Raw genomic sequence first — 21,993 nt, forward strand, 5'->3', positions numbered from 1 at the left:
ATCGTGATGCGTGCCGGCCTGGGATTGTGATTGTCTCGCCGGTAGCAACATTTTTTCCCACAATAACCGACTAGTGCAAACCGGGCAACCACCCTACATTTGGCATATGACAAACGCCCGATTTCAGGAGAACAACATGGAAACCCTCGTGCAACCGCAAGTGCAGCGTGGCCGCCGCGTGGAGCGCATCATCACGGGCCGCCCCACTTCGGACGGCGCGGGCGTGAAGCTCACGCGCGTCCTGACAAACAACCTGCAACGTCGGCTGGACCCGTTCCTGATGCTGGACGCCTTTCGTAGTGACGACCCGAACGACTATCTGGCCGGCTTTCCCGACCACCCGCACCGCGGCTTTGAAACGGTGACGTACATGATCGCTGGCCGCATGCGCCACCGCGACAGCGCCGGCCACGAAGGCCTGCTGCAACACGGCGGCGTGCAGTGGATGACAGCCGGCAGCGGCGTGGTGCACTCTGAAATGCCGGAACAGGAAGACGGCGTGATGGAAGGCTTCCAGCTGTGGCTGAACCTGCCCGCCAGGGACAAGATGACGACGCCGTGGTACCGCGACATCCCGTCGAACGAGATTCCCGAGTTCACGACGGAAGACGGCGTGGCCGTGCGCGTGATCGCCGGAGAATCGCAAGGCGTGCAAGGTGCGATGACGCGTGAAGCGACGCAGCCGTTGTATCTGGACATCACGCTGCCGGCGGGTGCGTCGTTTGCGCAGCCGCTGCCGGCGGGGCACAACGCGTTCGTCTACGTGTTCCGTGGCAACGCGCTGGTGGGCGACGCCGACGCATCTGGCAACGCTGGGCTGCAGCGCGTGGAAGACAAGCAGATGGCCATCCTCGCCAACACGGAAGGCAGCGACGGTGTGGTCATCCGTGCAGGCAACGCTGAGGCACGCGTGCTGCTGGTGGCGGGCAAGCCGCTGAACGAGTCGATCGCGCAATACGGCCCGTTCGTGATGAACACGCAGGAAGAAATCTTTCAGGCCGTGCGTGACTTCCAAGCCGGCAAGTTCGCGTAAAGCGTCTGAGCAGTCGCAAAGAAAAACCGCCGCTCGATTTCACCAGAGCGGCGGTTCGTCCAACAGCGCGATCTGCTCGCGCAATTCCAACACCCGGTCCTGCCAGTAGCGTTGCGTGTTGAACCACGGAAACGCTGCAGGAAACGCCGGATCGTTCCAGCGACGCGCCAACCATGCGCTGTAATGCAGCAAGCGCAGCGTGCGTAACGCTTCCACCAGATACAGCTCGCGCGTGTCGAACTCGCAAAAGTCTTCATAGCCGGCGAGCAGGCTGGCGAGCTGCGATTGCATCGATGCGCGATCGCCCGAGAGCAGCATCCACAAATCCTGCACGGCGGGGCCGGTGCGGCTGTCGTCGAAGTCGACGAAATGTGGGCCGGCGCTGCGCAGCGGATCGTCTTGCTTGGCGTCGGCCTCTTCGATCCAGAGCACGTTCGAGGCGTGGCAATCGCCGTGCAGGCGCAGCAGCGAGACGTCGCCCGCGCGGTCGTAGCAGCGGCGCACGCCGTCGAGTGCGGCATCGGCCACGCTGCGCCACGCCGGCAACAAATCGGTCGGGATGAAATCGTGTTCAAGCAGCCAATCGCGCGATTGCACGCCGAAGGTGTCGATGTCGAGCGCCGGACGGGCCATGAACGGTCGCTGCGCCCCGACAGCGTGGATGCGGCCAAGGAAGCGGCCCATCCATTCGAGCGTGTCGTCCTGGTCGATGGCTGGCACGCGGCCGGCGCAACGCGGGAAGACCGCGAAGTGCCAGCGTTCGAACGCGTGCAGCGTACGGCCATCGATTTCCAGCGGCGCGATCACGGGGATTTCCGCCGCTGCCAGTTCGGCCGTAAAGCTGTGCTCTTCGACGATCTGCGTGTCGGACCAGCGGCCCGGGCGGTAGAACTTGACCACCACTGGCGCGCTGTCTTCCACGCCGGCCTGGTAGACGCGGTTTTCGTAACTGTTGAGCGCGAACATGCGGCCGTCCGGCATCAGCCCGACCTGCGCCAGCGCATCGAGGATGCTGTCGGGCGTCAGGCCGTCGTAGGGCGCTTCAGCTGATGCGGGCTGACCGTCGTCGTGCATGAACGTCAGGCTTTACGGCCGCCGAGCAGCGCTGCAGCCTTGGCGAACAGGCCGTTGAACGGCTGCTTGGCCGGCTGCCCCTTGTGGGCTGGCTGCGCGGCCTGCGTGTTGGATGCGCGACGTTGTTGGCCACCCTGCGCGCCTTGCCCATTGCCCTGACCCTGACTTTGGCCATTGCCTTGGCGTTGGCCGCGTGCTTGCGATTGGCCATTGCGCGGTTTCGGCGCAGCTTGGCCGTCACGTTGACCCTGCTGACCTTGCGCCTGACGTTGGCGGCTGCCGGCGCCATTGCGACCCTGGCCTTGGCCCTGATTCTGACCCTGACCTTGACTATTACCGTTAGCGCTCGACTCACGGCGCGGTTCGCGAGGTTCACGCGGCGCCCGCGGCTCGCGTGGCGCAGCGTTGGCGCTGGCCTGACGAGGCTGCTGGCTGCGGCCACCGCCAGGGCGGCCGCCGCGCGCGTTGCCGCCACGGCCTGCCGAGTTGCGCCCGTTCGGAATCGGCTCTGCCACGATGGTCGGGTCCGGCTCGAAACCTTCCAGCACGGTACGCGGCAGTTCGCGCTTGATGAGGCGCTCAATGTCACGCAGCAAACCGTGCTCGTCCACGCAGACCAGCGAGATCGCCTCGCCTTGCGCACCCGCACGGCCCGTGCGGCCGATACGGTGCACGTAGTCCTCCGGCACGTTCGGCAGATCGAAGTTGACCACGTGCGGCAGTTGGTCGATGTCGATACCGCGCGCGGCGATATCGGTGGCAACCAGCACACGCAGCGTCCCGGCCTTGAATTCCGTCAGCGCGCGCGTGCGTGCCGATTGGCTCTTGTTGCCGTGAATGGCCAGCGCGGGAATGCCGTCGCGCGTGAGCTGCTCGGCCAGGCGGTTCGCGCCGTGCTTGGTGCGCGTGAACACCAGCACTTGGTGCCAGTCGTTGTCGCGCACGAGCTTGGCCAGCAGTTCGCGCTTGCGCTCGCGATCGACCGGATAGATGCGTTGCTCGACCGTCTCGGCCGTCGTGTTGCGGCGCGCGACTTCGATCAGCGCCGGCTTGTCGAGCAGACGGTCGGCCAGTTCGCGAATGTCGTCAGAGAACGTTGCCGAGAACAGCAGGTTCTGACGCTTCGGCGGCAGGATGTTGAGGATCTTGCGGATATCGTGGATGAAGCCCATGTCGAGCATGCGATCGGCTTCGTCCAGCACCAGCAGTTCAATGTGCGACAGGTCGATGGTGCGCTGGCCCACATGGTCCAGCAGGCGGCCCGGCGTGGCCACGACGATATCGACACCGCGCTTGAGTGCATCGATCTGCGGGTTGATGCCGACGCCGCCGAACATCACCATCGACTTCAGCGGCAGGTATTTGCCATAGGCGCGCACGCTTTCTTCCACCTGCGCGGCAAGCTCACGCGTGGGCGTCAGCACCAGCGCACGGATCGGGAAGCGCATGCCCTGCGGCGTTTGCACCTTGTTGGGCTGCGAAGCAGACAGGCGGTGCAGCAGCGGCAGCGTGAAACCGGCGGTCTTGCCGGTGCCGGTCTGTGCACCGGCGAGCAGGTCACCGCCCTTGAGGATGGCGGGGATGGCCTGGCGTTGAATCGGAGTGGGTTCTGCGTAGCCGAGTTCGGCCACGGCGCGTACCAGCTTGTCTGACAAGCCGAGTTCGGAAAACGACATGGAAAAGCGATTGGACCGGCGTGTCCCGCGCATTCGTTCGTGCGCCAATCGTGGACAAAGCCTGGGTAGGTGACGGGGCGACTGGACCCCGGGGACTGCAAGAAGGGCGCTAGTTTAACAGGTGACGGTGTTTACCCCACCGGCGCCCGCAAAGCCGCCAACGGCACATTCACCACATCCCCAACCGCTCCGCCAACGAATACCGCCGGAAATGCGCGAGGAATGCGCCTTCGGCTGCTGACAGACGCCGCTCCGTCTATGGCGAAGACCCGCAATCGCAGGTGGGTGTCTCGACGCAGGGTTTCGACCGGCTTGGCCAGGCCGGCGGCGTGATCGGGTTGCCGACGCTGGTCGTCCAGGAAGGCGGCTATCACCTCCCCGCCCTTGCACAAAACGCTGCCGCATTCTTGGGCGGCCTGACCTCGCTCCATCAGCCGGCCGGCTGACCCGCCAATCGGGGCGCTGACCTCCCTTTAGCTTTTTTGACGTTTGCGCCCACTTACTTTCCAAGCCATGTGTTTCATACGTTGGCTTGGCAACCTTCCCTCCTCTAGAGTGCCCGCTCGAATTGGACGCTTGGCGTTTTCAAACGTCTGTTCCTAACATGCCCGGGCAACCCCATACACATGTTTGAATCGTACGTTCGAGCGCTGCACTGCAGCAATCGAGCCCGATATCAGGCCTAAAAAAACGAGGTAGGAGACATGGGACGTCCTGGAGCAGGAGACACCAAGGGCCGCATTCTGGAAGCCACCGAACTGCTGTTCATCGAGTTCGGTTACGAGGCGATGTCGTTGCGGCAGATCACGGCGCGCGCCAAGGTCAATCTGGCCGCGGTCAACTATCACTTCGGCAGCAAGGAAGCGTTGATGCAGTCGGTGCTTGGGCGCCGGCTCGACCCGCTCAACACGCGCCGGCTGGCGCTGCTGGATGCGTGCGAAGAACGCTGGACGAAGGAGCAGTTGACCTGCGACCACGTGCTGGGCGCGCTGTTTGTGCCGGCGCTCCAGATGGCGCGCAACCCCGACACCGGCGGCCCTGCGTTCCTGCGGCTGATGGGACGCGTGTATTCCGATACCTCGCCGTTCGTGCAGAACTATCTGCTCGGCCACTACGCGCTGGTGTTCGATCGCTTCTTTGAAGCCTTTTCGCGTGCGCTGCCGCACCTGCCGCGCGCAGAACTGGGCTGGCGCCTGCACTTTGCGCTCAAGGCACTCGCCGGCGTGCTGGCCGGCGACGACCTTAACAACCTGCTCCCGCTCTTCACGCAGGGCAAGACGATGAACGACGCCTCGCTGCTGGCACGCCTCACGGCGCTGGTGGTGGCTACGCTCAACGCCCCGTTGCCAGGTGAGGCCGGCGCGCTCGATCAGGTGGTCGAACTGGCCGAAGCACAGGTGCCCACGCCCGTCGCGCAAGCAGACGATGCCCCCAACGGCAACGACAGCGGCAATAGCGGCTCCGGTCGACACGCAGGGCACGGCAATGGCCGCAGCAGCGAACGCAGCTCGACACCCACCGCCGCCTCGCCCTTCGCCGGCGACCTGTTCGGCCGCACACCCGCCGCACGCGCCCGCGCTGACGATGCCGCAGACGATCACGATGATCTCGGCGCCGATGAGCACGATGATCATCACGGTGACAACAACGATGGCGACGGCCCCACGCCCTCTGCGCGCACCCGGGCATTGGCCATTCGCCGCAGCAATGCAGCTCGCGCGATCTTCCCGGCCAACCCGATGCGCCCTTGGCGCAGCCCTAACGCCTGACAACCCAGGCCCGGCGCCGATCTCCCGTGTGCTGGCACGGGAGTCGCTCGGGCATTCGACAGGTGCCGCCGCCTGTTCGAGACATCCGGCACATAGACGCATCGAATGGAGACCCTCATGACGACGATCTGGATCGTCCTGCTTTGCATCGGCGTGCTCGGGCTCGCCAGCATGGAAGCCTCGGCATTCGCCTGGCTGGTCGCGACCGCCGTGTGGCTGGTGGCCGGCGTCTGGCTGGGCCTGGTGGGCCCGGTACTGACCACGGTACTCGCCATCGTCTTTGTGCTGCCGGCGCTGGTGCTCGCGCTCAAGCCGCTGCGCCGGGCACTCATCACGCGCCCTGTGTTGGCGATGTTCCGCAAGATCATGCCGGAGATGTCGCAAACGGAGCGCGACGCCATTGAAGCGGGCACCGTCTGGTGGGATGCGGAACTGTTCTCCGGCCGACCCAACTGGTCGCGACTGCTCTCCTCGCCGCCGCCGCGCCTGTCGGCGGAAGAGCAATCTTTCCTCGATGTGGAAACCGAAAAGCTCTGCGACCTGGCCAACGATTGGGAAAGCACACAGATCTGGCAGGACCTGTCGCCCGAGGCGTGGGCCTATGCGAAGCGCGCCGGCTTCCTGGGCATGATCATCCCGAAGGAATACGGCGGCAAAGGGTTCTCGGCATACGCGCATTCGCAGGTCATCATGAAACTGTCGACGCGCTGCTCCGCCGCAGCCGTGTCGGTCATGGTGCCGAACTCGCTGGGGCCCGCCGAGCTGCTTTTGCACTACGGCACCGAAGCGCAAAAGAACCACTACCTGCCGCGCCTCGCACGCGGCGAAGAAATCCCGTGCTTCGCGCTGACCAACGCGTATGCCGGCTCTGACGCAGCAGCCATTCCCGACGTGGGCGTGGTCTGCCACGGCATGCATGAAGGCCGTGAGACGCTGGGCTTTCGCGTGACGTGGAGCAAGCGCTACATCACCCTCGGCCCCATCGCAACGGTGCTGGGGCTGGCGTTTCGCGCGGTCGATCCGGATGGCTTGCTCGGTAGCGACAAGGAGCCCGGCATCACCTGCGCGCTCATCCCGACGAAGCATCCAGGTGTGAACATCGGGCGCCGCCATTGGCCGCTCAACGCAGTGTTCCAGAACGGCCCCAACTGGGGCAAAGACGTATTCATTCCCATCGACTGGGTCATCGGCGGCCAGGCGCAGGTCGGCCGCGGCTGGCGCATGCTGATGGAGTGCCTGGCAGCGGGCCGTGCGATCTCGCTGCCGTCGTCCAACGTGGGCATGGCCAAGCTGGCCGTGCGCAGCACCGGCGCGTATGCCGCCGTGCGCCGCCAGTTCCGTACACCCATCGGCAAGTTCGAGGGCATTCAGGAAGCGCTCGGCCGCATGGGCGGCAATCTGTACATGATGGATGCGGCGCGGCGTTTGTCTGCGCTGGCCGTGGACCTGGGCGAGAAACCTTCGGTCATCTCCGCCATTGCCAAATACCACGTCACCGAACGTGCGCGCGATGTGGTGACCGATGCGATGGACATCGTCGGCGGCAAGGGCATCTGCATGGGGCCGAACAACTTCCTGGCGCGTGCATATCAGCAAGTGCCGATTGCCATCACGGTGGAAGGCGCGAACATCATGACGCGCTGCCTGATCATCTTCGGACAGGGCGTGATCCGCTGCCATCCGTATGTGCTGCGTGAGATGACGGCCGCGCAAGGTGCCGATTCACCCGAGACGCTGCAGGCGTTCGATACGGCGCTGTTCGGCCACGGCGCGTTCATCGCAGGCAACCTGGTGCGTGCGTTCCTGCACGCGCTCTCCGGCGGCCGCGTGGCGCCGGCACCGGGCGATGCCGCACCGGAAATGCAGCGCTACTACCAAGCCGTGAACCGCTTCTCGACCGCGCTGGCGCTGCTGTCCGATGTGTCGATGTTCACGCTGGGCGGCACACTCAAGCGCCGCGAAAGCATCACCGGGCGGCTGGGCGACATCCTCTCGCAGATGTATCTGATCTCTTCCACGCTCAAGCGCTTTGAAGATGAGGGCCGCCCTGCAGAAGACGCGCCGCTCGTGCATTGGTCCGTGCAGGACGCGCTGGTGAAGGCACACGATGCGCTCGACGGCGTGCTGGCCAACTTCCCGAACGCGGGCATCGCGGCGCTGCTGCGTGCGCTGATCTTCCCGTTCGGCACGCCGTATCGCAAGCCGTCGGATGCGCTGGCTGCGCAGGTTGCCGAGCTGATGCAAACGCCGGGCGCCGTGCGCGATCGCCTGCTGGCCGACTCGTACTGCCCGTCGCCCGAGGTCGACCCGATTGCCTACGGCGAAGCGGCCTTCCGCCTCCAACCGGCCGTGGACGCAATCGAGCAACGCTTGAAACCGGCCATCCGCGCAGGCAAGCTGCCGCCCGTGCCGCAGAGCCTGCCCGACTTCGAAGCCTGGACCGCACAAGCCGTGGCACAAAACCTCATCGACGAGAGCGAACGCAAGCAGCTGTGCGACTACGCGCGCTACGGTGAGCACGCAGTCGCCGTGGACGACTTCCCGCCCGACTTCAACCTGATGGCCGACCTGCAGCGCCGCAAGGATGCGCTCGATGCCCTGCAGGCCGCTGAGCGCCGCGCAGCCTGAGGGTCCCGGCCTCACCAACGACAACAACAACGATGCAAGACAAGTACCTCGATTTCGTCGGTTCCGGTTTCGGCAAGTGGCTGTCGGCCAACCTCGGCCTGCCGCAGCCGGTGCCGTTGCGCCGTTATGTGCCCGGCGAACCGGAATTTGTCGGGCCGTTCCTGGTGGGCGCGGCGCCGGGCGGCTCCATGCGCGAGACGCTCGCCGCGCTGTTTGCGGAGGCCGGCGTACCCACGCGCTTTCATGAAAGCGATCCGGAATGGCTTGGCGCCGCCAACCGGCACGGGCAGATCACGGGCCGCTTTGTCGCGCCCACGGGCAAAGAAGGCGAAGCATTTGATCGCATTGGCGGCATCGTCTTCGACGCCACGGGCATTGCGACGGTCGAAGGCCTCGATGCGCTGTATCACGTGTTCCACGATGGCGTCCGGGCCATCGGCCGTTGTGGGCGCGTAGTGGTGATCGGGCGTCCACCGGAGGGCTGCAAGACGCCCGAGGCGGCGATCGCGCAGCGCGCGCTGGAAGGACTGACGCGATCGCTCGGCAAGGAAGTCCGGCGCGGCTGCACGGCGCAGCTCGTCTACGTGGCCGAGGGGGCGGAAAACGTAGCCGCATCGACGCTGCGCTTTCTGCTGTCGGCGCGCTCGGCGTATGTATCGGGGCAGGTGGTGCGCGTGCATCGGGCGCCAGCGGTCTCGGTGGACTGGCAGAAGCCGCTGGCCGGGCGCACCGCGCTGGTGACCGGCGCGTCGCGCGGCATCGGTGCGGCCATTGCGCACGTGCTGGCGCGTGACGGTGCGCGCGTACTTTGTCTGGATGTGCCCCCCGCGCAGGAAGCGCTGAACGCGGTCGCGCAGGAAATCGGCGGTGAAGCCATGGCGTACGACATTGCTGCGCCCGAAACGCCCGCCCTGCTCGCGCAGCAACTTGCCGCATTGGGCGGCATCGACATCCTGGTGCACAACGCGGGCATCACGCGCGACAAGACCATCGCCCGCATGACCGAACCCGCGTGGCGCAGCGTGCTGGATATCAACCTCACCGCGCAGTTGCGCATCAACGACGCGCTGCTCGCGGCCAATGCGCTGCATGCGGGCGGGGCCATCGTATGCGTGTCGTCCATCAGCGGCATTGCGGGCAACCTGGGGCAGACCAACTATGCAACGTCCAAGGCTGGCGTAATTGGCCTCGTGCAGGCCGGCGCACCGTTGCTGGCCGAACGCGGCATCACCATCAACGCCGTTGCGCCAGGCTTTATCGAAACGCAGATGACAGCGGCCGTGCCGTTTGCCATCCGCGAAGCCGGCCGCCGCATGAACGCGATGAGCCAGGGCGGCCAGCCGGTCGACGTGGCCGAGACGATTGCGTGGTTCGCCAACCCCGCGTCGAACGGTGTGACAGGCAACATCGTGCGCGTGTGCGGACAAAGTCTGCTGGGAGCCTGACGCAACCATGCGCTCGCTAGCCCTGCACTCCCCGATGATCGCGACCCAGACGCTGGTGACCGAGCCGCCGTCGCCGGGTGCATTGGCCTGGCGCGCGCTGCTTTCGCAACGCAAGGGCAAGCGCGGCGGGCCGTTGCCGCGCCACACGCTGGTACGCCAGGAAGTGCCGCTTGCGGCCGAACACATCGCGCAGTACGCAGCGGTGTGCGGCTTCTCCTCCGCGCATGGCGTGCCGATGACGTATCCGCATCTTCTGGGCTTTCCGCTGCAGCTCATGCTGATGACGGAATCGGCGTTTCCCTATCCGGTGATCGGCCTGGTGCACCTGTGCAACACGATCCGCCAGCACCAGCCTCTGCAGGCAGGTGAGCGGGTGCGCGTGGAAGTACGCCCGCGCCGGTTGTTCCACCATGCACGCGGGCAGGCGTTCGGCATCGAAACCGCCATCATCAAGGCCGGCGCAGTGGTGTGGGAATCGCTGTCGACCTACCTGCGCGTGGGTGTGCCATCGCCGCAGGGCGCGCCATTGATTGCACTGCCAAATGCGCAGGAGTTGTCGCCCATCGGCCACTGGGATGTGCCTGCCGATACCGGCCGACGCTACGCTGATGTGTCGGGCGACTGGAACCCCATCCACGTATCCAACATCGGCGCGAAGCTGTTCGGCTTTGCGCACCCCATCGCCCACGGCATGTGGACGAAGGCCCGCGCGCTGGCCGCGCTGCTGCCGGCGGCACCGCTCACCCAGGGCGAGGTGGTGGCCGAGTTCAAAACGCCGCTATCGCTGCCCGGGGCAGCGACGCTGTGGCAAGCCAACGAAGCCACTCCCGGCCGCGCGTTTGAAGTGCGCAACGCCACGGGCGACAAACCTTATCTGCGCGGCATGCTGACGCTGCCGCAAGCACCACAAGAAAACACGGGAGACTGAATTCATGCTCGTCAACGCGCAGGTACGCCGCGTCGCCATCCTCGGGGGTAACCGCATTCCGTTCGCGCGCTCCAATACGGCCTACGCCACGGCATCGAATCAGCAGATGCTGACCGCCGCCCTGCAGGGTCTGATCGACCGCTTCAACCTGCACGGCCAGCGCCTGGATGAAGTCGTGGCTGGCGCCGTCATCAAGCACGCGCGCGATTTCAACCTCACGCGCGAAACGGTGCTCTCAACCACGCTTGCCAAGCAGACACCCGCGTACGACATCCAGCAGGCATGCGGCACGGGTCTGGAAGCCGCCATCCTCGTCGCCAACAAGATCGCGCTGGGGCAGATCGATGTGGGCATTGCCGGCGGCACGGATACCACGTCCGATGCGCCCGTTGGGCTCAACGAGAAGATGCGCAAGATCCTGCTGGAGGCCAACCGCGCCAAATCCACCAGCGCGCGCGTCAAGGCGCTGGCCGGGCTGCGGCCGTCGATGTTTGTGCGCCCCTTGCTGCCGCGCAACAGCGAACCGCGCACCGGCCTGTCAATGGGCGAACACTGCGAGTTGATGGCCAAGCGCTGGGGTATCCGCCGCGAAGATCAGGACGCGCTGGCCCTGCGCAGCCACCACAACCTCACGGCCGCTTACGAGCGCGGTTTCTGCACCGACCTGATGACCGCCCACCTGGGGCTCGATCGCGACAACAACCTGCGCAGCAACCTGACCATCGAGCAACTGGCGAAGCTGCAGCCGGTATTCGACCGCAGCGCGGCCGGCACCATGACCGCCGGCAACTCCACGCCGCTCACCGACGGCGCATCGTGCGTGCTGCTCGCGAGCGAGGACTGGGCCCGCGCGCACAACCTGCCCGTGCTCGCCTACATGACCTGCGCGGATACGGCCGCCGTCGATTTCTTCAGCGGCACGCCCGAGCAAAACGAGGGGCTGCTGATGGCGCCGGCCTACGCCGTGTCGCGCATGCTGCAACGCGCGGGGCTCACGCTGCAGGATTTCGACTACTACGAGATCCACGAAGCCTTTGCCGCACAAGTGCTGTGCACACTGGCGGCATGGGAGTCGCCGGAATACTGCCGCGAGAAGCTCGGCCGCAGCGGCCCCATGGGCAGCATCGACCGCAGCAAGCTCAACGTGAACGGCAGCTCGCTGGGCACGGGTCATCCGTTTGCCGCCACGGGCGGCCGCATTGTCGCCACGCTGGCCAAGATGCTGGCACAGCGCGGCAGCGGGCGCGGGCTGGTGTCGATCTGTGCCGCTGGCGGACAAGGTGTCGTCGCCATTCTGGAGCGCCCCGAAACGATGTCGCATTGAACCTTCGGGCCAATACGGGAACGGCCCGACCCGAGAACCCGCGCGGCACATAACAAAACCACGCCGCGTTTTTCATGGACGGAGACACCATGAACACCGTTGCCGACCGCAACAGCCTTACCGACCGCATCTGGCTGAAGTCGTACCCCGAGGGCGTACCCGCCGAAATCAATCCCGATCGCTATCACTCGCTGGTCGAGGTGTTTCGCGAATCGGTGGAGAAGTACCGCACCCGCGTCGCCTACGTGAGCGTCGGCACCGAGATGACCTACGACGAATGCGAACGCCAGGCCAAGCAGTTTGCGGCGTGGCTGCAATCGCGCGGCGTGAAGAAGGGCGACCGCGTAGCGATCATGTTGCCCAACAGCCTGCAGTACCCCGTGTGCCTGTTCGGCACGCTGCTGGCCGGCGCCATCGTCGTCAACGTCAACCCGCTGTACACGGTGCCGGAACTGACGCACCAGCTGCGCGATTCCGGCGCGCAGACGATCGTCGTGCTGGAGAACTTCGCACGCACGCTGGAGCAGGCGCTGCCCGGCAGCGAGATCCGCAACATCGTCATTACCGGCATTGGCGACCTGATGGGCGGTGCACTCAACCTCAAGGGCCGCGCGCTGAACTTCGTGATGCGCCACGTGCAGAAGCAAGTGCCGCCCTACAAACTGCCTTCGCCGGTCTGGCTGCGCGATGCGTTGGCCGGGGGCAGCTCACGCGCAATGCAACCAGTACAACTGGCGCCGGAAGACATCGCCTTCCTGCAATACACCGGCGGCACTACGGGTGTGGCCAAGGGCGCGATGCTTACTCACCGCAACATCATCGCCAACCTGCTGCAGGCCGAAGAGTGGTCCAAGAGCATGCTCAACGGCGGCGTGGAAACCAATGTCACGCTGTTGCCGCTGTATCACATCTTCTCGCTCACGGTGAACCTGCTGATGTTCATGACGCTGGGTGGGCGCAATATCCTGATCGCCAATCCGCGTGACACCAAGCGCGTGATTTTCATCCTGCGCAACGAGCGCTTCTCGGGCATTGCGGGCGTGAACACGTTGTTCAATGCACTGCTGGAAGATCCCGACTTTGCCAAGCGCGATTTCTCGGCCATGAAGATCACCATCGGTGGTGGCATGGCGGTGCAGCGGGCGATCGCGCAGCGCTGGAAAGAGGTGACGGGCCATACCATCGTTGAAGGCTACGGGCTGACGGAATGCTCGCCAGTCGTGTCGATGAACCCGCCGCACGTAACCGAATTCAGCGGCACGATCGGGCTGCCCGCGCCGTCCACCGAAGTACGCTTCAAGCGCGACGACGGCACGATCGCACCGCTGGGCGAACCGGGCGAACTGCAGGTGCGTGGGCCGCAAGTCATGCGCGGCTACTGGCAGCGCCCCGATGAAACTGCCAAATCCATCGATGCCGAGGGCTGGTTCTCCACCGGCGACATTGGTGTGATGGACGCCAACGGCTACATCCGCCTGATCGACCGCAAGAAGGACATGATCCTGGTCTCGGGTTTCAACGTGTACCCGAACGAGATCGAAGACGTGGTGGCACTGCATCCTGAGGTGCTGGAGGTGGCGGCCATTGGCGTGCCCGACCCGGTAGCTGGCGAGCGCGTGAAGATCATCGTGGTGCCGCGCACGGGCGCCCTGACCGAGCCCGCGCTGCTCGAACACTGCCGCGCCCATTTGACCGGCTACAAGATGCCGCGCATCGTTGAGTTCCGCCATGAGGAATTGCCCAAGTCGACTGTGGGCAAGATCCTGCGCCGCGAGTTGCGCGATGCCGATCCGGACATCAAGCGCGCCCGTGCGCAGGTGCAGCAATAACGCCAACATCGGAGACCTGTATGCAGTTGCGTACCCTCGCCCTGGCCACGGTGCTGGCCGGCGCCGCACACGCCTGGGCCCAGCCTGCAGCGCCGGAAGCTCCTGCGCCTGCCGCGGCCGCACAGACCACCGCACCGACCGCCGCACCGCAATCGGCGGCCATCGGCAGCTTTGCCGCCATGGACATCGCCAGGCAGACGGCGTGGCTCACCAGCCAGGTCAACGCCAACGCGTTTGCGGCCTGGTCCGACGAAGACGTACTGGCCATGGCGCAGGCCATGAAGCCCGAAACGCTGGTGCGTTGGCTCAAGGCCGAAGTGGCCAAGCTGCCGGAATATGAATACCGCATGCGCCGCCAGGAACGCGTCAAAGACCAGTGGCAAAGCCAACCGGCGCTCATGCTGATCCGCTATCGCAATGCGCCGCGCCAGGTCTACGCGCGTTGGCTCAAAGGCGGTTCGCACGCCGGTCAGGAAATCATCTACGACGAAACCGTGCGCAAGGATGAGATGTACGGCCACCTTGGCGGGCTCGTCGGTTTCGTGGCGATCTGGAGTGCGCTGGATGGCTCGCTGGCCAGATCGCAGTCGAACCACACGGCGCGCGAGCTGGGGCTGCAGTTCATCGTCGATACGCTCGAACGCGACGGACGTGCCCACTTGGCAGCCGGCGGCAGCGGCAAGTTCAGTGAAGCCAAGATGGTGACCGAAGACGGTGAACGCATGCTGCGGCTGACGTGGGATGCGCCAAGTGGACCACCCACGTTCTACGCCAAGCGCGTACGCCTGTATTTCGACCTCAAAAACCCGTGGGTGCGCATTGAAGAAGCGTGGGACGAATCAGGAAATCAGCTCGAGAAAATCGTTATTGAGAGCGTGACGCGCAAGACCTGGAACGACCAGACTTTCAACCCTAAAAATCCGGAATACAAATTTTAGACAGCCGCCCGGAGACCGTTGTGGGCCAAGGCTCCGCCGACCGGTGGAGAGTATGAAACGAGACTAGGGGAAACCCCTTGTTGCGTGCGTACACGCTAGAGGAAAACTTCGATCATCGCGGCGCAACCGAACAAAAGCGCTGCGTTATGCTGCGGAAACACAAATCGCCACACCAAGGCGTGATAACAATCCAATCCAGAGAGACAACCACATGAACCGCACCGCCCGCCGCCTTGCTGCAGCCCTTGCCTGCGCTGCCGCCAGCACACTTGCTGCCCCCCTGGCTCACGCCCAATCCACCGCAGAGGCCAATGTGGCCGCAAGCGCCAGCAGCGGTAGCGGCAGTGGCACTAGCAGCGGTGGCGGCTTCAGCGGTTTCATGGACAACTACGTCTGGGGCCGTAACGTCATGGCACTGGGCTGGTTCTACATTCGCCCGATGGATTCGGCCACGCCGCTGACCACCACCACCAGCGCGCTGGGCCTGGGCACCTACCAGTCGCCAGGAACTGACGTGAAAGTCAGTAACGCGAATACGCTGTCGCTCACGTTCACGCACTTCTTTACCGACAACATCGCCGGTACGTTCGTGGGTGGCGTGCCTCCCAAGTTCAACCTGTATGGCAGCGGCAATGTGATCGCGCCGGTGCCGGTTGTCGGACCGCTGACGCTGATCAACCTGGGCCTGCCGCAAAACAACCCGGTCGCCACCGTGCGTGAATGGAGCCCGGCGATCGTCGCGCAGTACTACTTCGGCACCAAGGAAAGCAAGCTGCGCCCGTTTGTCGGCGCAGGCGTCAGCTACAACTTCTTTACCAACCTGAAGCTGAATCAAAACTTCGTCAACGGCCTGCAAAATCTGGGGCAGGTGCTGCAGCTCGGCATGGGCCAGGTTCCGACGGGCCCGGCCAAGGTGACGGCGGAAACGTCCAGCTCGTGGACGCCCGTCGCCAACGTGGGCGTGTCGTATGAGTTCGCCAAGAACTGGACCGCCATCGGCACGGTGTCGTATCTGCCGCTGAAGACGACTTCCACCATCACGATCCGCAGCCAGCAAGGCCAGGTGCTGGCGGTCAATAAGACCGACATCAAGGTCGACCCGGTCGTGTTCGGGCTGGCCGTGGGTTACAAGTTCTAAGCCGCAGAATTGCGCCATGGCAAACGCCACCTCCGGGTGGCGTTTTTCATTGGGGCGCGACCCGATATCATGGCGGACTATTACGCGCTGATTGACGCGCCGATTTCCGGATTCCCCCGCCCCACACCCATCTCTCATCCATGAGCCAGCCTTCCATCGCCATCGTCGGAGCCGGCATTGCCGGTGTTGCCTGTGCCAACGCGCTTGCCGCAGAAGGCATTGCCACCACGGTCTATGAGCGCGCGGGCGGTGTGGGGGGCCGGTTAGCCACCACGGTGCTGCCCGAAGCCGCACCGGCGTATGCGTTCGACCACGGCGCGCAGTCATTCAACGTGCGCAGCGAGGCCTTCCGCCGCGCGGTGGATGCCGCCGGCCGTCAGGGCTCGGTGCTGCCGTGGCCTGCGCGCTGGGGCCATCGCACGGCCGATGGGCTGGAAGCCGATTCACGCGACGAAGCCCGCTACGTCGGCCTGCCCGGCATGGGCGCGCTGGTGCGCAGCCTGGCGACGCCACTGGATGTGCGTTTCGGCCACGCCGTTACACGTGTGGCGCACGATGGCCGGCGCTGGACGATCGAGCGCGACGGCACAGAGACCGCGCACGCCGACATCATCGCACTGGCCCTGCCTGCGCCCGAACTACCGGCGTTGTTTCATGGCGCCACGCCGGCGTCGCTGCAGGAAGCCATCGCCCCGGTGCACTACGCCCCGTGCTGGGCGCTGATGATGGGTTTTGTGCAACCGCTGGACCTGCCGTATGACGGCATCCGGATCGACGACGACATGCTCGCCTGGGCCGCCCGTGACAACACCAAGCCGGGCCGCGTCATGGTCGATGAATCCTGGGTGGTGCATGCATCGCCGGGCTGGTCGGCCGCACATGCTCAGGACACGCCCGAACAGGCGCTCCACGCCATGCACGCCCGCTTTGCCGAAGCCTTCCCGGGCATGCCCCAGCCTGATGTGATGGCCGCGCACCTGTGGCCGCACGCACTGGTGGAGCAGTCCGCCGGCATGCCCTGCCACTGGGACGCCGCCGCCCGCCTGGGTGCCTGCGGTGATTGGTGCGAAGGCCCGCGCGTGGAAGCCGCGTTCCTGAGCGGCGTGGCCTTGGCCGCCAAGATTGCCGAAGCGCTATAAGACTTCGCCCCGGAACGCTACAATATCGGGTTGTCTCGTGTTTCGTGTGCCGGGTCGCTCACCCGGCGGTGGCTTTCTCCTGACGACGCCATGCGCACCCGACGCCAAGTCCTCGCCCTCGCCTTTGCTGCCGTTGCTGCGGCATCAGCGCCGCTGCTGTCCCATGCGCAAGTGCTGCGTAACATTCCGGCGGCGGCTCCGGCAGCCCAGTTGACCATCAATTCGGCCAACTCCGGCACGCTGAGTACCGGCAGCACCGGGATCGTCCGCATCCTGCTGTTGGGCTTTGGGAGCACCAGCGCCGATATCCGCTTCGCCCCGGGCGTGCGGATCCTGTCGCTGGATGGGCGGCTGCTTCCACCGGGTTCGGTGGTCGGCCAGACGTTCAAGGTGCGCTATCAGCTCGATCTGTATCAGCAGTTGCTGACAGCCTGGGTTGTCAGCGATGACGATTACAAGGCTGCGGTGGCCGCACAGAGTCAGGCGCAAGCGCAGTCTCAGTAGTCAGAGCCCCCACGAAGCACGTGCCCCCAGGTCAACCACTGTGAACGGCACATGAAAAAAGTCTTCATCAAAACCTACGGCTGCCAGATGAACGAGTACGACTCGGACAAGATGTCCGACGTGCTCAACGCGGCTGAAGGCCTCGTCCCCACCGACACGCCCGAAGATGCGGACGTGATCCTCTTCAACACATGCTCCGTGCGCGAGAAGGCGCAGGAAAAGGTGTTTTCCGAGCTCGGCCGCGTCAAGGCACTCAAGGCGCTCAAGCCGGATCTCGTGGTCGGCGTAGGTGGCTGCGTGGCCAGTCAGGAAGGCGCGTCCATCGTGGCGCGCGCACCTTACGTGGACGTGGTGTTCGGCCCGCAGACGCTGCACCGCCTGCCGGAGCTGATCGCAGCGCGCCGCCGTACGGGCCGCTCGCAGGTCGACGTGTCGTTCCCCGAAATCGAAAAGTTCGACCACCTTCCCCCCGCGCGCGTGGATGGCGCCACCGCCTTCGTGTCGATCATGGAAGGCTGCTCGAAATACTGCAGCTACTGCGTGGTGCCGTACACGCGCGGCGAAGAAGTCTCGCGCCCGTTCGACGACGTGCTGGCCGAAGTGGCTGGCTTGGCCGAGCAGGGTGTGCGTGAAGTCACGCTGCTGGGCCAGAACGTCAACGCCTACATCGGCAAGATGGGCGATACCAGCGAGCGTGCGGACTTCGCGCTGCTGCTGGAATACGTCGCCGAGATCCCGGGCATCGAGCGCATCCGCTACACGACCAGCCACCCGAAGGAATTCAGCTCGCGCCTGATCGAGGCCTATGCCACCAACCCGAAGCTCGTCGACCACCTGCACCTGCCCGTGCAGCATGGCTCCGACCGCATCCTGATGGCGATGAAGCGTGGCTACACGGTGCTCGAATACAAGAGCAGCATCCGCAAGCTGCGCGCGATCCGGCCGAATATCTCGATCGCCACCGACTTCATCGTCGGTTTCCCGGGCGAGACCGATGCGGATTTCGCCAAGACGATGGACCTGATCCACGAGATCGGCTACGACACGTCGTTCAGCTTCATCTACAGCCCGCGCCCTGGCACGCCGGCCGCCAACCTGCACGACGACACGCCGCAGGCCGTCAAGCTCGAACGCCTGAAACATTTGCAGGCGACCATCGAAGAGAACGTGGCGCGCATCAGCCAGGGCATGGTCGGCAGCGTGCAGCGCATTCTGGTGGAAGGCCCGTCGCGCAAGGATCCGACGGAACTGCACGGCCGCACCGAGAACAACCGCGTCGTCAACTTCGCGCTGCCCGATCTGCCGCAGGCGCGCCGCGAACAGCTGATCGGCCAGATGCTCGACGTGCGCATCGTGCACGCCTTCCCGCATTCGCTGCGCGGCGAAGTGGCGGAACAGCGTACGGCCAGCGCGACTCACTGATCGTCAACACGACCTGACTTGATGAAACCCACCACCGCAGAATTCACAGCGCCGAAGAACGACAACACGCGCCTGCAGAACCTGTGCGGGCCGCTGGACGAGAACCTGCGCCAGATCGAGCAAGCGCTGGACGTGACCATCAACCGGCGCGGCAGCAAGTTCACCGTGCGTGGCGCCAATGCACAAGGCGCGGCCAACGCGCTAGAGACGTTCTACAACGCCGCGCGTGAGCCGCTGTCGGTGGACGACATCCAGCTCGGCCTGGTGGAAACCCGCCAGGTGGCCGCACACGGGGCGTACCTGCCGGAATCGAGCGCCGACGTGCCGGATGGCAATGATCTGTCGCCGGTGCTGCATACGCGGCGCACCGATCTGCATGGCCGCACACCGATGCAGCGCGAGTACCTGCGTAGCATCCTCTCGCACGACCTGTCATTCGGCATCGGCCCCGCGGGTACGGGCAAGACGTATCTGGCGGTGGCCTGTGCGGTGGATGCGCTGGAGCGCGACGCCATCAAGCGCATCGTGCTGACACGCCCCGCCGTGGAAGCCGGCGAACGCCTGGGCTTCCTGCCCGGCGATCTTGCACAAAAGGTGGACCCGTACCTGCGCCCGCTGTACGACGCGCTGTACGATCTGCTCGGCTTCGACAAGACGCAGAAGATGTTCGAGCGCCAGATGATCGAGATCGCGCCGCTGGCGTACATGCGCGGGCGCACGCTCAATCACGCCTTCATCATCCTGGACGAAGCCCAGAACACCACGCCTGAACAGATGAAGATGTTCCTCACGCGGATCGGCTTCGGCTCCAAGGCGGTGATCACCGGCGATACAACGCAGATCGATCTGCCGCGCGGCCAGAAGAGCGGCCTGATCGAAGCGCAGCATGTGCTGCGTGACGTGCGCGGCGTAGCGATGACGCGCTTTACCAGCGTTGACGTGGTGCGGCACCCGCTGGTGGCCCGCATCGTCGAGGCCTATGACGAATTCCATGCCCAGCATAAAGATGCATAAGGACACCTGAACGTGGCTAAAGCAAAGACCGATACCAAAGCAAAACCCAAGAAGACCCAACCCACGGCGGCCGAGTCATTCGGCCCACGCGTCGACGTATTCGACGCCCAAGGCAAACCCAAGACGGTCGACGCCAGCGCGCTGCGCATCGCATTTGCCGATGGTCGCAGCCTGATCCTCGGTCTGCCGAATACCGTGGACGGGCCAATCACCCTGGTTGCCGAGCACGCCGACGCCGACATGCACGCCATGCTCTCGCTGCGCCCCGAGCACCACGACAGCATCACGTTGCGCATCGAAACCCAGGCCGCTGAGTTGGCCGACTCCAAGGAAGAAGCCTTCGATGACGACACTGCCGGCGCCGAGATGCTCACGCTCGACCTGACGGTGCAGTACGGCGACGAACTCAAGGCCGCCGCACGCAAGGCGCTGCCCAAGGAGCAAGACATCGAAGCGTGGATCGCCCCCGCACTGTTTGCCGATGCGCAACTCAACGTGCGCTTTGTCGGCGAAGAAGAAGGTCGCACGCTCAACCGCACCTACCGCGGCAAGGACTACGCGACCAACGTGCTGACCTTCTCGTACGCAGAGAGCGAGGAAGACCCGGTCTACGCCGACATCGTGCTCTGCTGCGCGGTGGTCGAAAAGGAAGCGAAGGAACAGAAGAAGCCGCTGCTCGCGCACTACGCGCATCTGATCGTGCACGGCGCGCTGCACGCCCAGGGCTACGACCACGAAGACGCGGCCGATGCAAAGGAAATGGAAGGCATCGAAACGGAGATCCTTCGCGACCTCGGTTTTGCCGATCCGTACGCAGCTCGTTAAAGCGCAACGCGCTTGATGTTCAAACGCCGGCCTCGCGCCGGCGTTTTGCTTTTGCATGTTCCATTCTTGTAGCGTGCTGTTTCAACACTGAATCAACCCGCATTGACGCAAACCCAGTTCCGACAACGGTTTACGGGTTTTCCTCCGCCATTCGGCGCATGCTCGCGCCGTTCGAATCGCGCATACACGTCGCACAGGCCGTCGGCCATCCGGAACCCTCGCCGCTCTCCGTATGGCGCATGGGTTTTGCCGTAGCGATTTCTATCCTCCACGCATAAGCCGCCGCTCGAGCGCGCTTCACGAATTCGGCGCAAACGAGCGCCATCGGCCAGCCCGGGCACAGACGGGCGAGGCCACCGCGGGGAGGTCATCATGCGTCAACGCTTCATGGACAGCATTCCGTGGGCCACGCTGTTGGTTGGCGTGGGTGTCGGCACGGCGCTGGCGGTCACGCCGCGCATCGCACACGCTGATCACAAGCAATCGTGCTATGCGGGCATCGTGGTCGTGTTCGACGGCGCGTGGCATCCAGGCGCGGTGGTCGGTTGCCGCACGGTCAACATCTCCGACAGCAACAACGTGGTCGGCGCCGAGGTGAACCTGATGGTCGCGCAAGGCACCATCCGGCCGCGTGTGCAGGCGGTGGTGGGCAGCACGAGCGTGCAGGCGCTCATTGGCGGCGGCTACGACTTCGCGAGCAGCAAGGCACTGGTGGGCGTCGGCGCCACGGGCGACCATTGGCTCGCGGGCGTTGACATGGAAATCGCCGGCCGTTGGACCGCCTACGGCGGCGCGAGCACGCTGGGCCGGTATCACAGCAATTCGCATCCTGCAGACCCGGCATCGGCGGCTACCACGCCGACCAGCAACAACGACGCGCCGCCACCCAGCGGCAACAACACGCCGCCGTCCAAGCCCAGTCCCACACCGGCCCCGGCACCGGGCGCGTCGCCCAGCCCCGGCCCCACGCCGGCCCCAACACCGAGCCCCGGGCCAAGCCCGTCGCCGACGCCGAGTCCGACTCCCAGCCCAACACCGACACCGACACCAGCTCCGACGCCGACGCCGAGCCCATCGCCGGTCCCATCGCCGTGCGGAAGCTGCCACGGAGGCGGCCACCATCACGGGCACCACCATGATCACGACCACGATCATGACCACGGCGGACATCACGGTGGCGATCACGACCACGGCGGCGATGGCAACCACGGCGGTGACCACGATCATGGCGGCGGCGGCGATCACGACCATGGCGGCGACGGCAATCACGGCGGCGGCCACGACCGTGGCGGGAATGGCAACCACGG

17 protein-coding genes and 1 pseudogene are annotated in these 21,993 nt (G+C 65.1%); 16 read left to right on the forward strand and 2 right to left on the reverse strand.

Going from position 1 to position 21,993, the window contains the following annotated elements; translation table 11 throughout:
• Positions 1 to 136 precede the first annotated feature (136 nt).
• Positions 137 to 1,033, forward strand: a complete 897-nt coding sequence (locus BM136_RS16495; protein ID WP_092973179.1) for a pirin family protein — start codon at positions 137 to 139, stop codon at positions 1,031 to 1,033.
• Between the two features lie 39 nt (positions 1,034 to 1,072).
• Here the strand turns inward: BM136_RS16495 and BM136_RS16500 are convergent, their stop codons facing one another.
• Positions 1,073 to 2,107 carry a serine/threonine protein kinase gene (locus BM136_RS16500; protein ID WP_092973181.1) on the reverse strand — a complete coding sequence of 345 codons (1,035 nt, stop codon included), beginning with the start codon at positions 2,105 to 2,107 and terminating at the stop codon, positions 1,073 to 1,075.
• A gap of 5 nt (positions 2,108 to 2,112) precedes the next feature.
• The gene (locus tag BM136_RS16505; protein WP_092973752.1) at positions 2,113 to 3,783 is read right to left on the reverse strand and encodes a DEAD/DEAH box helicase; all 1,671 of its coding nucleotides are present in this window, start codon (positions 3,781 to 3,783) and stop codon (positions 2,113 to 2,115) included.
• A 254-nt stretch (positions 3,784 to 4,037) separates the two neighbouring features.
• Here BM136_RS16505 and BM136_RS25405 point away from each other — a divergent pair.
• The 15 genes and pseudogenes from BM136_RS25405 to BM136_RS16575 all read left to right on the forward strand — a co-directional run.
• Positions 4,038 to 4,229: pseudogene (locus BM136_RS25405) on the forward strand (histone deacetylase family protein); the annotation flags it as partial.
• A 258-nt stretch (positions 4,230 to 4,487) separates the two neighbouring features.
• Positions 4,488 to 5,552, forward strand: a complete 1,065-nt coding sequence (locus BM136_RS16510) for a TetR/AcrR family transcriptional regulator (protein ID WP_092973183.1) — start codon at positions 4,488 to 4,490, stop codon at positions 5,550 to 5,552.
• A 117-nt stretch (positions 5,553 to 5,669) separates the two neighbouring features.
• Complete coding sequence (locus tag BM136_RS16515; RefSeq protein ID WP_092973185.1) at positions 5,670 to 8,180, forward strand: acyl-CoA dehydrogenase; 2,511 nt, start codon at positions 5,670 to 5,672, stop codon at positions 8,178 to 8,180.
• A gap of 32 nt (positions 8,181 to 8,212) precedes the next feature.
• Complete coding sequence (locus BM136_RS16520) at positions 8,213 to 9,625, forward strand: 3-oxoacyl-ACP reductase (RefSeq protein WP_092973187.1); 1,413 nt, start codon at positions 8,213 to 8,215, stop codon at positions 9,623 to 9,625.
• Positions 9,626 to 9,659: 34 nt separating this feature from the next.
• On the forward strand, positions 9,660 to 10,553 hold the full coding sequence (locus BM136_RS16525) for a MaoC/PaaZ C-terminal domain-containing protein (RefSeq protein WP_254775690.1): 894 nt from the start codon (positions 9,660 to 9,662) through the stop codon (positions 10,551 to 10,553).
• Between the two features lie 4 nt (positions 10,554 to 10,557).
• Positions 10,558 to 11,877, forward strand: a complete 1,320-nt coding sequence (locus BM136_RS16530) for an acetyl-CoA C-acetyltransferase (RefSeq protein ID WP_092973191.1) — start codon at positions 10,558 to 10,560, stop codon at positions 11,875 to 11,877.
• An 89-nt stretch (positions 11,878 to 11,966) separates the two neighbouring features.
• Positions 11,967 to 13,706: an AMP-binding protein gene (locus tag BM136_RS16535; RefSeq protein ID WP_092973193.1), complete on the forward strand. Its 1,740-nt coding sequence runs from the start codon at positions 11,967 to 11,969 to the stop codon at positions 13,704 to 13,706.
• A 20-nt stretch (positions 13,707 to 13,726) separates the two neighbouring features.
• The gene (locus BM136_RS16540; protein ID WP_092973195.1) at positions 13,727 to 14,644 is read left to right on the forward strand and encodes a DUF1571 domain-containing protein; all 918 of its coding nucleotides are present in this window, start codon (positions 13,727 to 13,729) and stop codon (positions 14,642 to 14,644) included.
• Positions 14,645 to 14,855: 211 nt separating this feature from the next.
• A complete protein-coding gene (locus BM136_RS16545; RefSeq protein WP_092973197.1) occupies positions 14,856 to 15,782 on the forward strand; it encodes an OmpW/AlkL family protein in 927 nt (308 codons plus the stop codon).
• A gap of 140 nt (positions 15,783 to 15,922) precedes the next feature.
• Positions 15,923 to 16,921 (forward strand): NAD(P)/FAD-dependent oxidoreductase, encoded by a 999-nt coding sequence (locus BM136_RS16550; protein WP_092973199.1) that lies wholly within the window; start codon positions 15,923 to 15,925, stop codon positions 16,919 to 16,921.
• 90 nt (positions 16,922 to 17,011) lie between these two features.
• Positions 17,012 to 17,425 (forward strand): hypothetical protein, encoded by a 414-nt coding sequence (locus tag BM136_RS16555; RefSeq protein WP_092973201.1) that lies wholly within the window; start codon positions 17,012 to 17,014, stop codon positions 17,423 to 17,425.
• A 51-nt stretch (positions 17,426 to 17,476) separates the two neighbouring features.
• Positions 17,477 to 18,847, forward strand: a complete 1,371-nt coding sequence (gene miaB, locus BM136_RS16560) for a tRNA (N6-isopentenyl adenosine(37)-C2)-methylthiotransferase MiaB (protein ID WP_045203723.1) — start codon at positions 17,477 to 17,479, stop codon at positions 18,845 to 18,847.
• 21 nt (positions 18,848 to 18,868) lie between these two features.
• Positions 18,869 to 19,861: a PhoH family protein gene (locus BM136_RS16565; RefSeq protein WP_092973202.1), complete on the forward strand. Its 993-nt coding sequence runs from the start codon at positions 18,869 to 18,871 to the stop codon at positions 19,859 to 19,861.
• A gap of 12 nt (positions 19,862 to 19,873) precedes the next feature.
• Positions 19,874 to 20,686, forward strand: a complete 813-nt coding sequence (gene ybeY / locus BM136_RS16570) for an rRNA maturation RNase YbeY (RefSeq protein ID WP_092973204.1) — start codon at positions 19,874 to 19,876, stop codon at positions 20,684 to 20,686.
• 372 nt (positions 20,687 to 21,058) lie between these two features.
• On the forward strand, positions 21,059 to 21,993 hold a 935-nt coding region (locus tag BM136_RS16575; protein ID WP_254775691.1), incomplete at its 3' end, for a hypothetical protein.

The sequence above is a fragment of the Ralstonia sp. NFACC01 genome (assembly GCF_900115545.1).
GTDB classification, from domain to species: Bacteria; Pseudomonadota; Gammaproteobacteria; order Burkholderiales; family Burkholderiaceae; genus Ralstonia; species Ralstonia mojiangensis.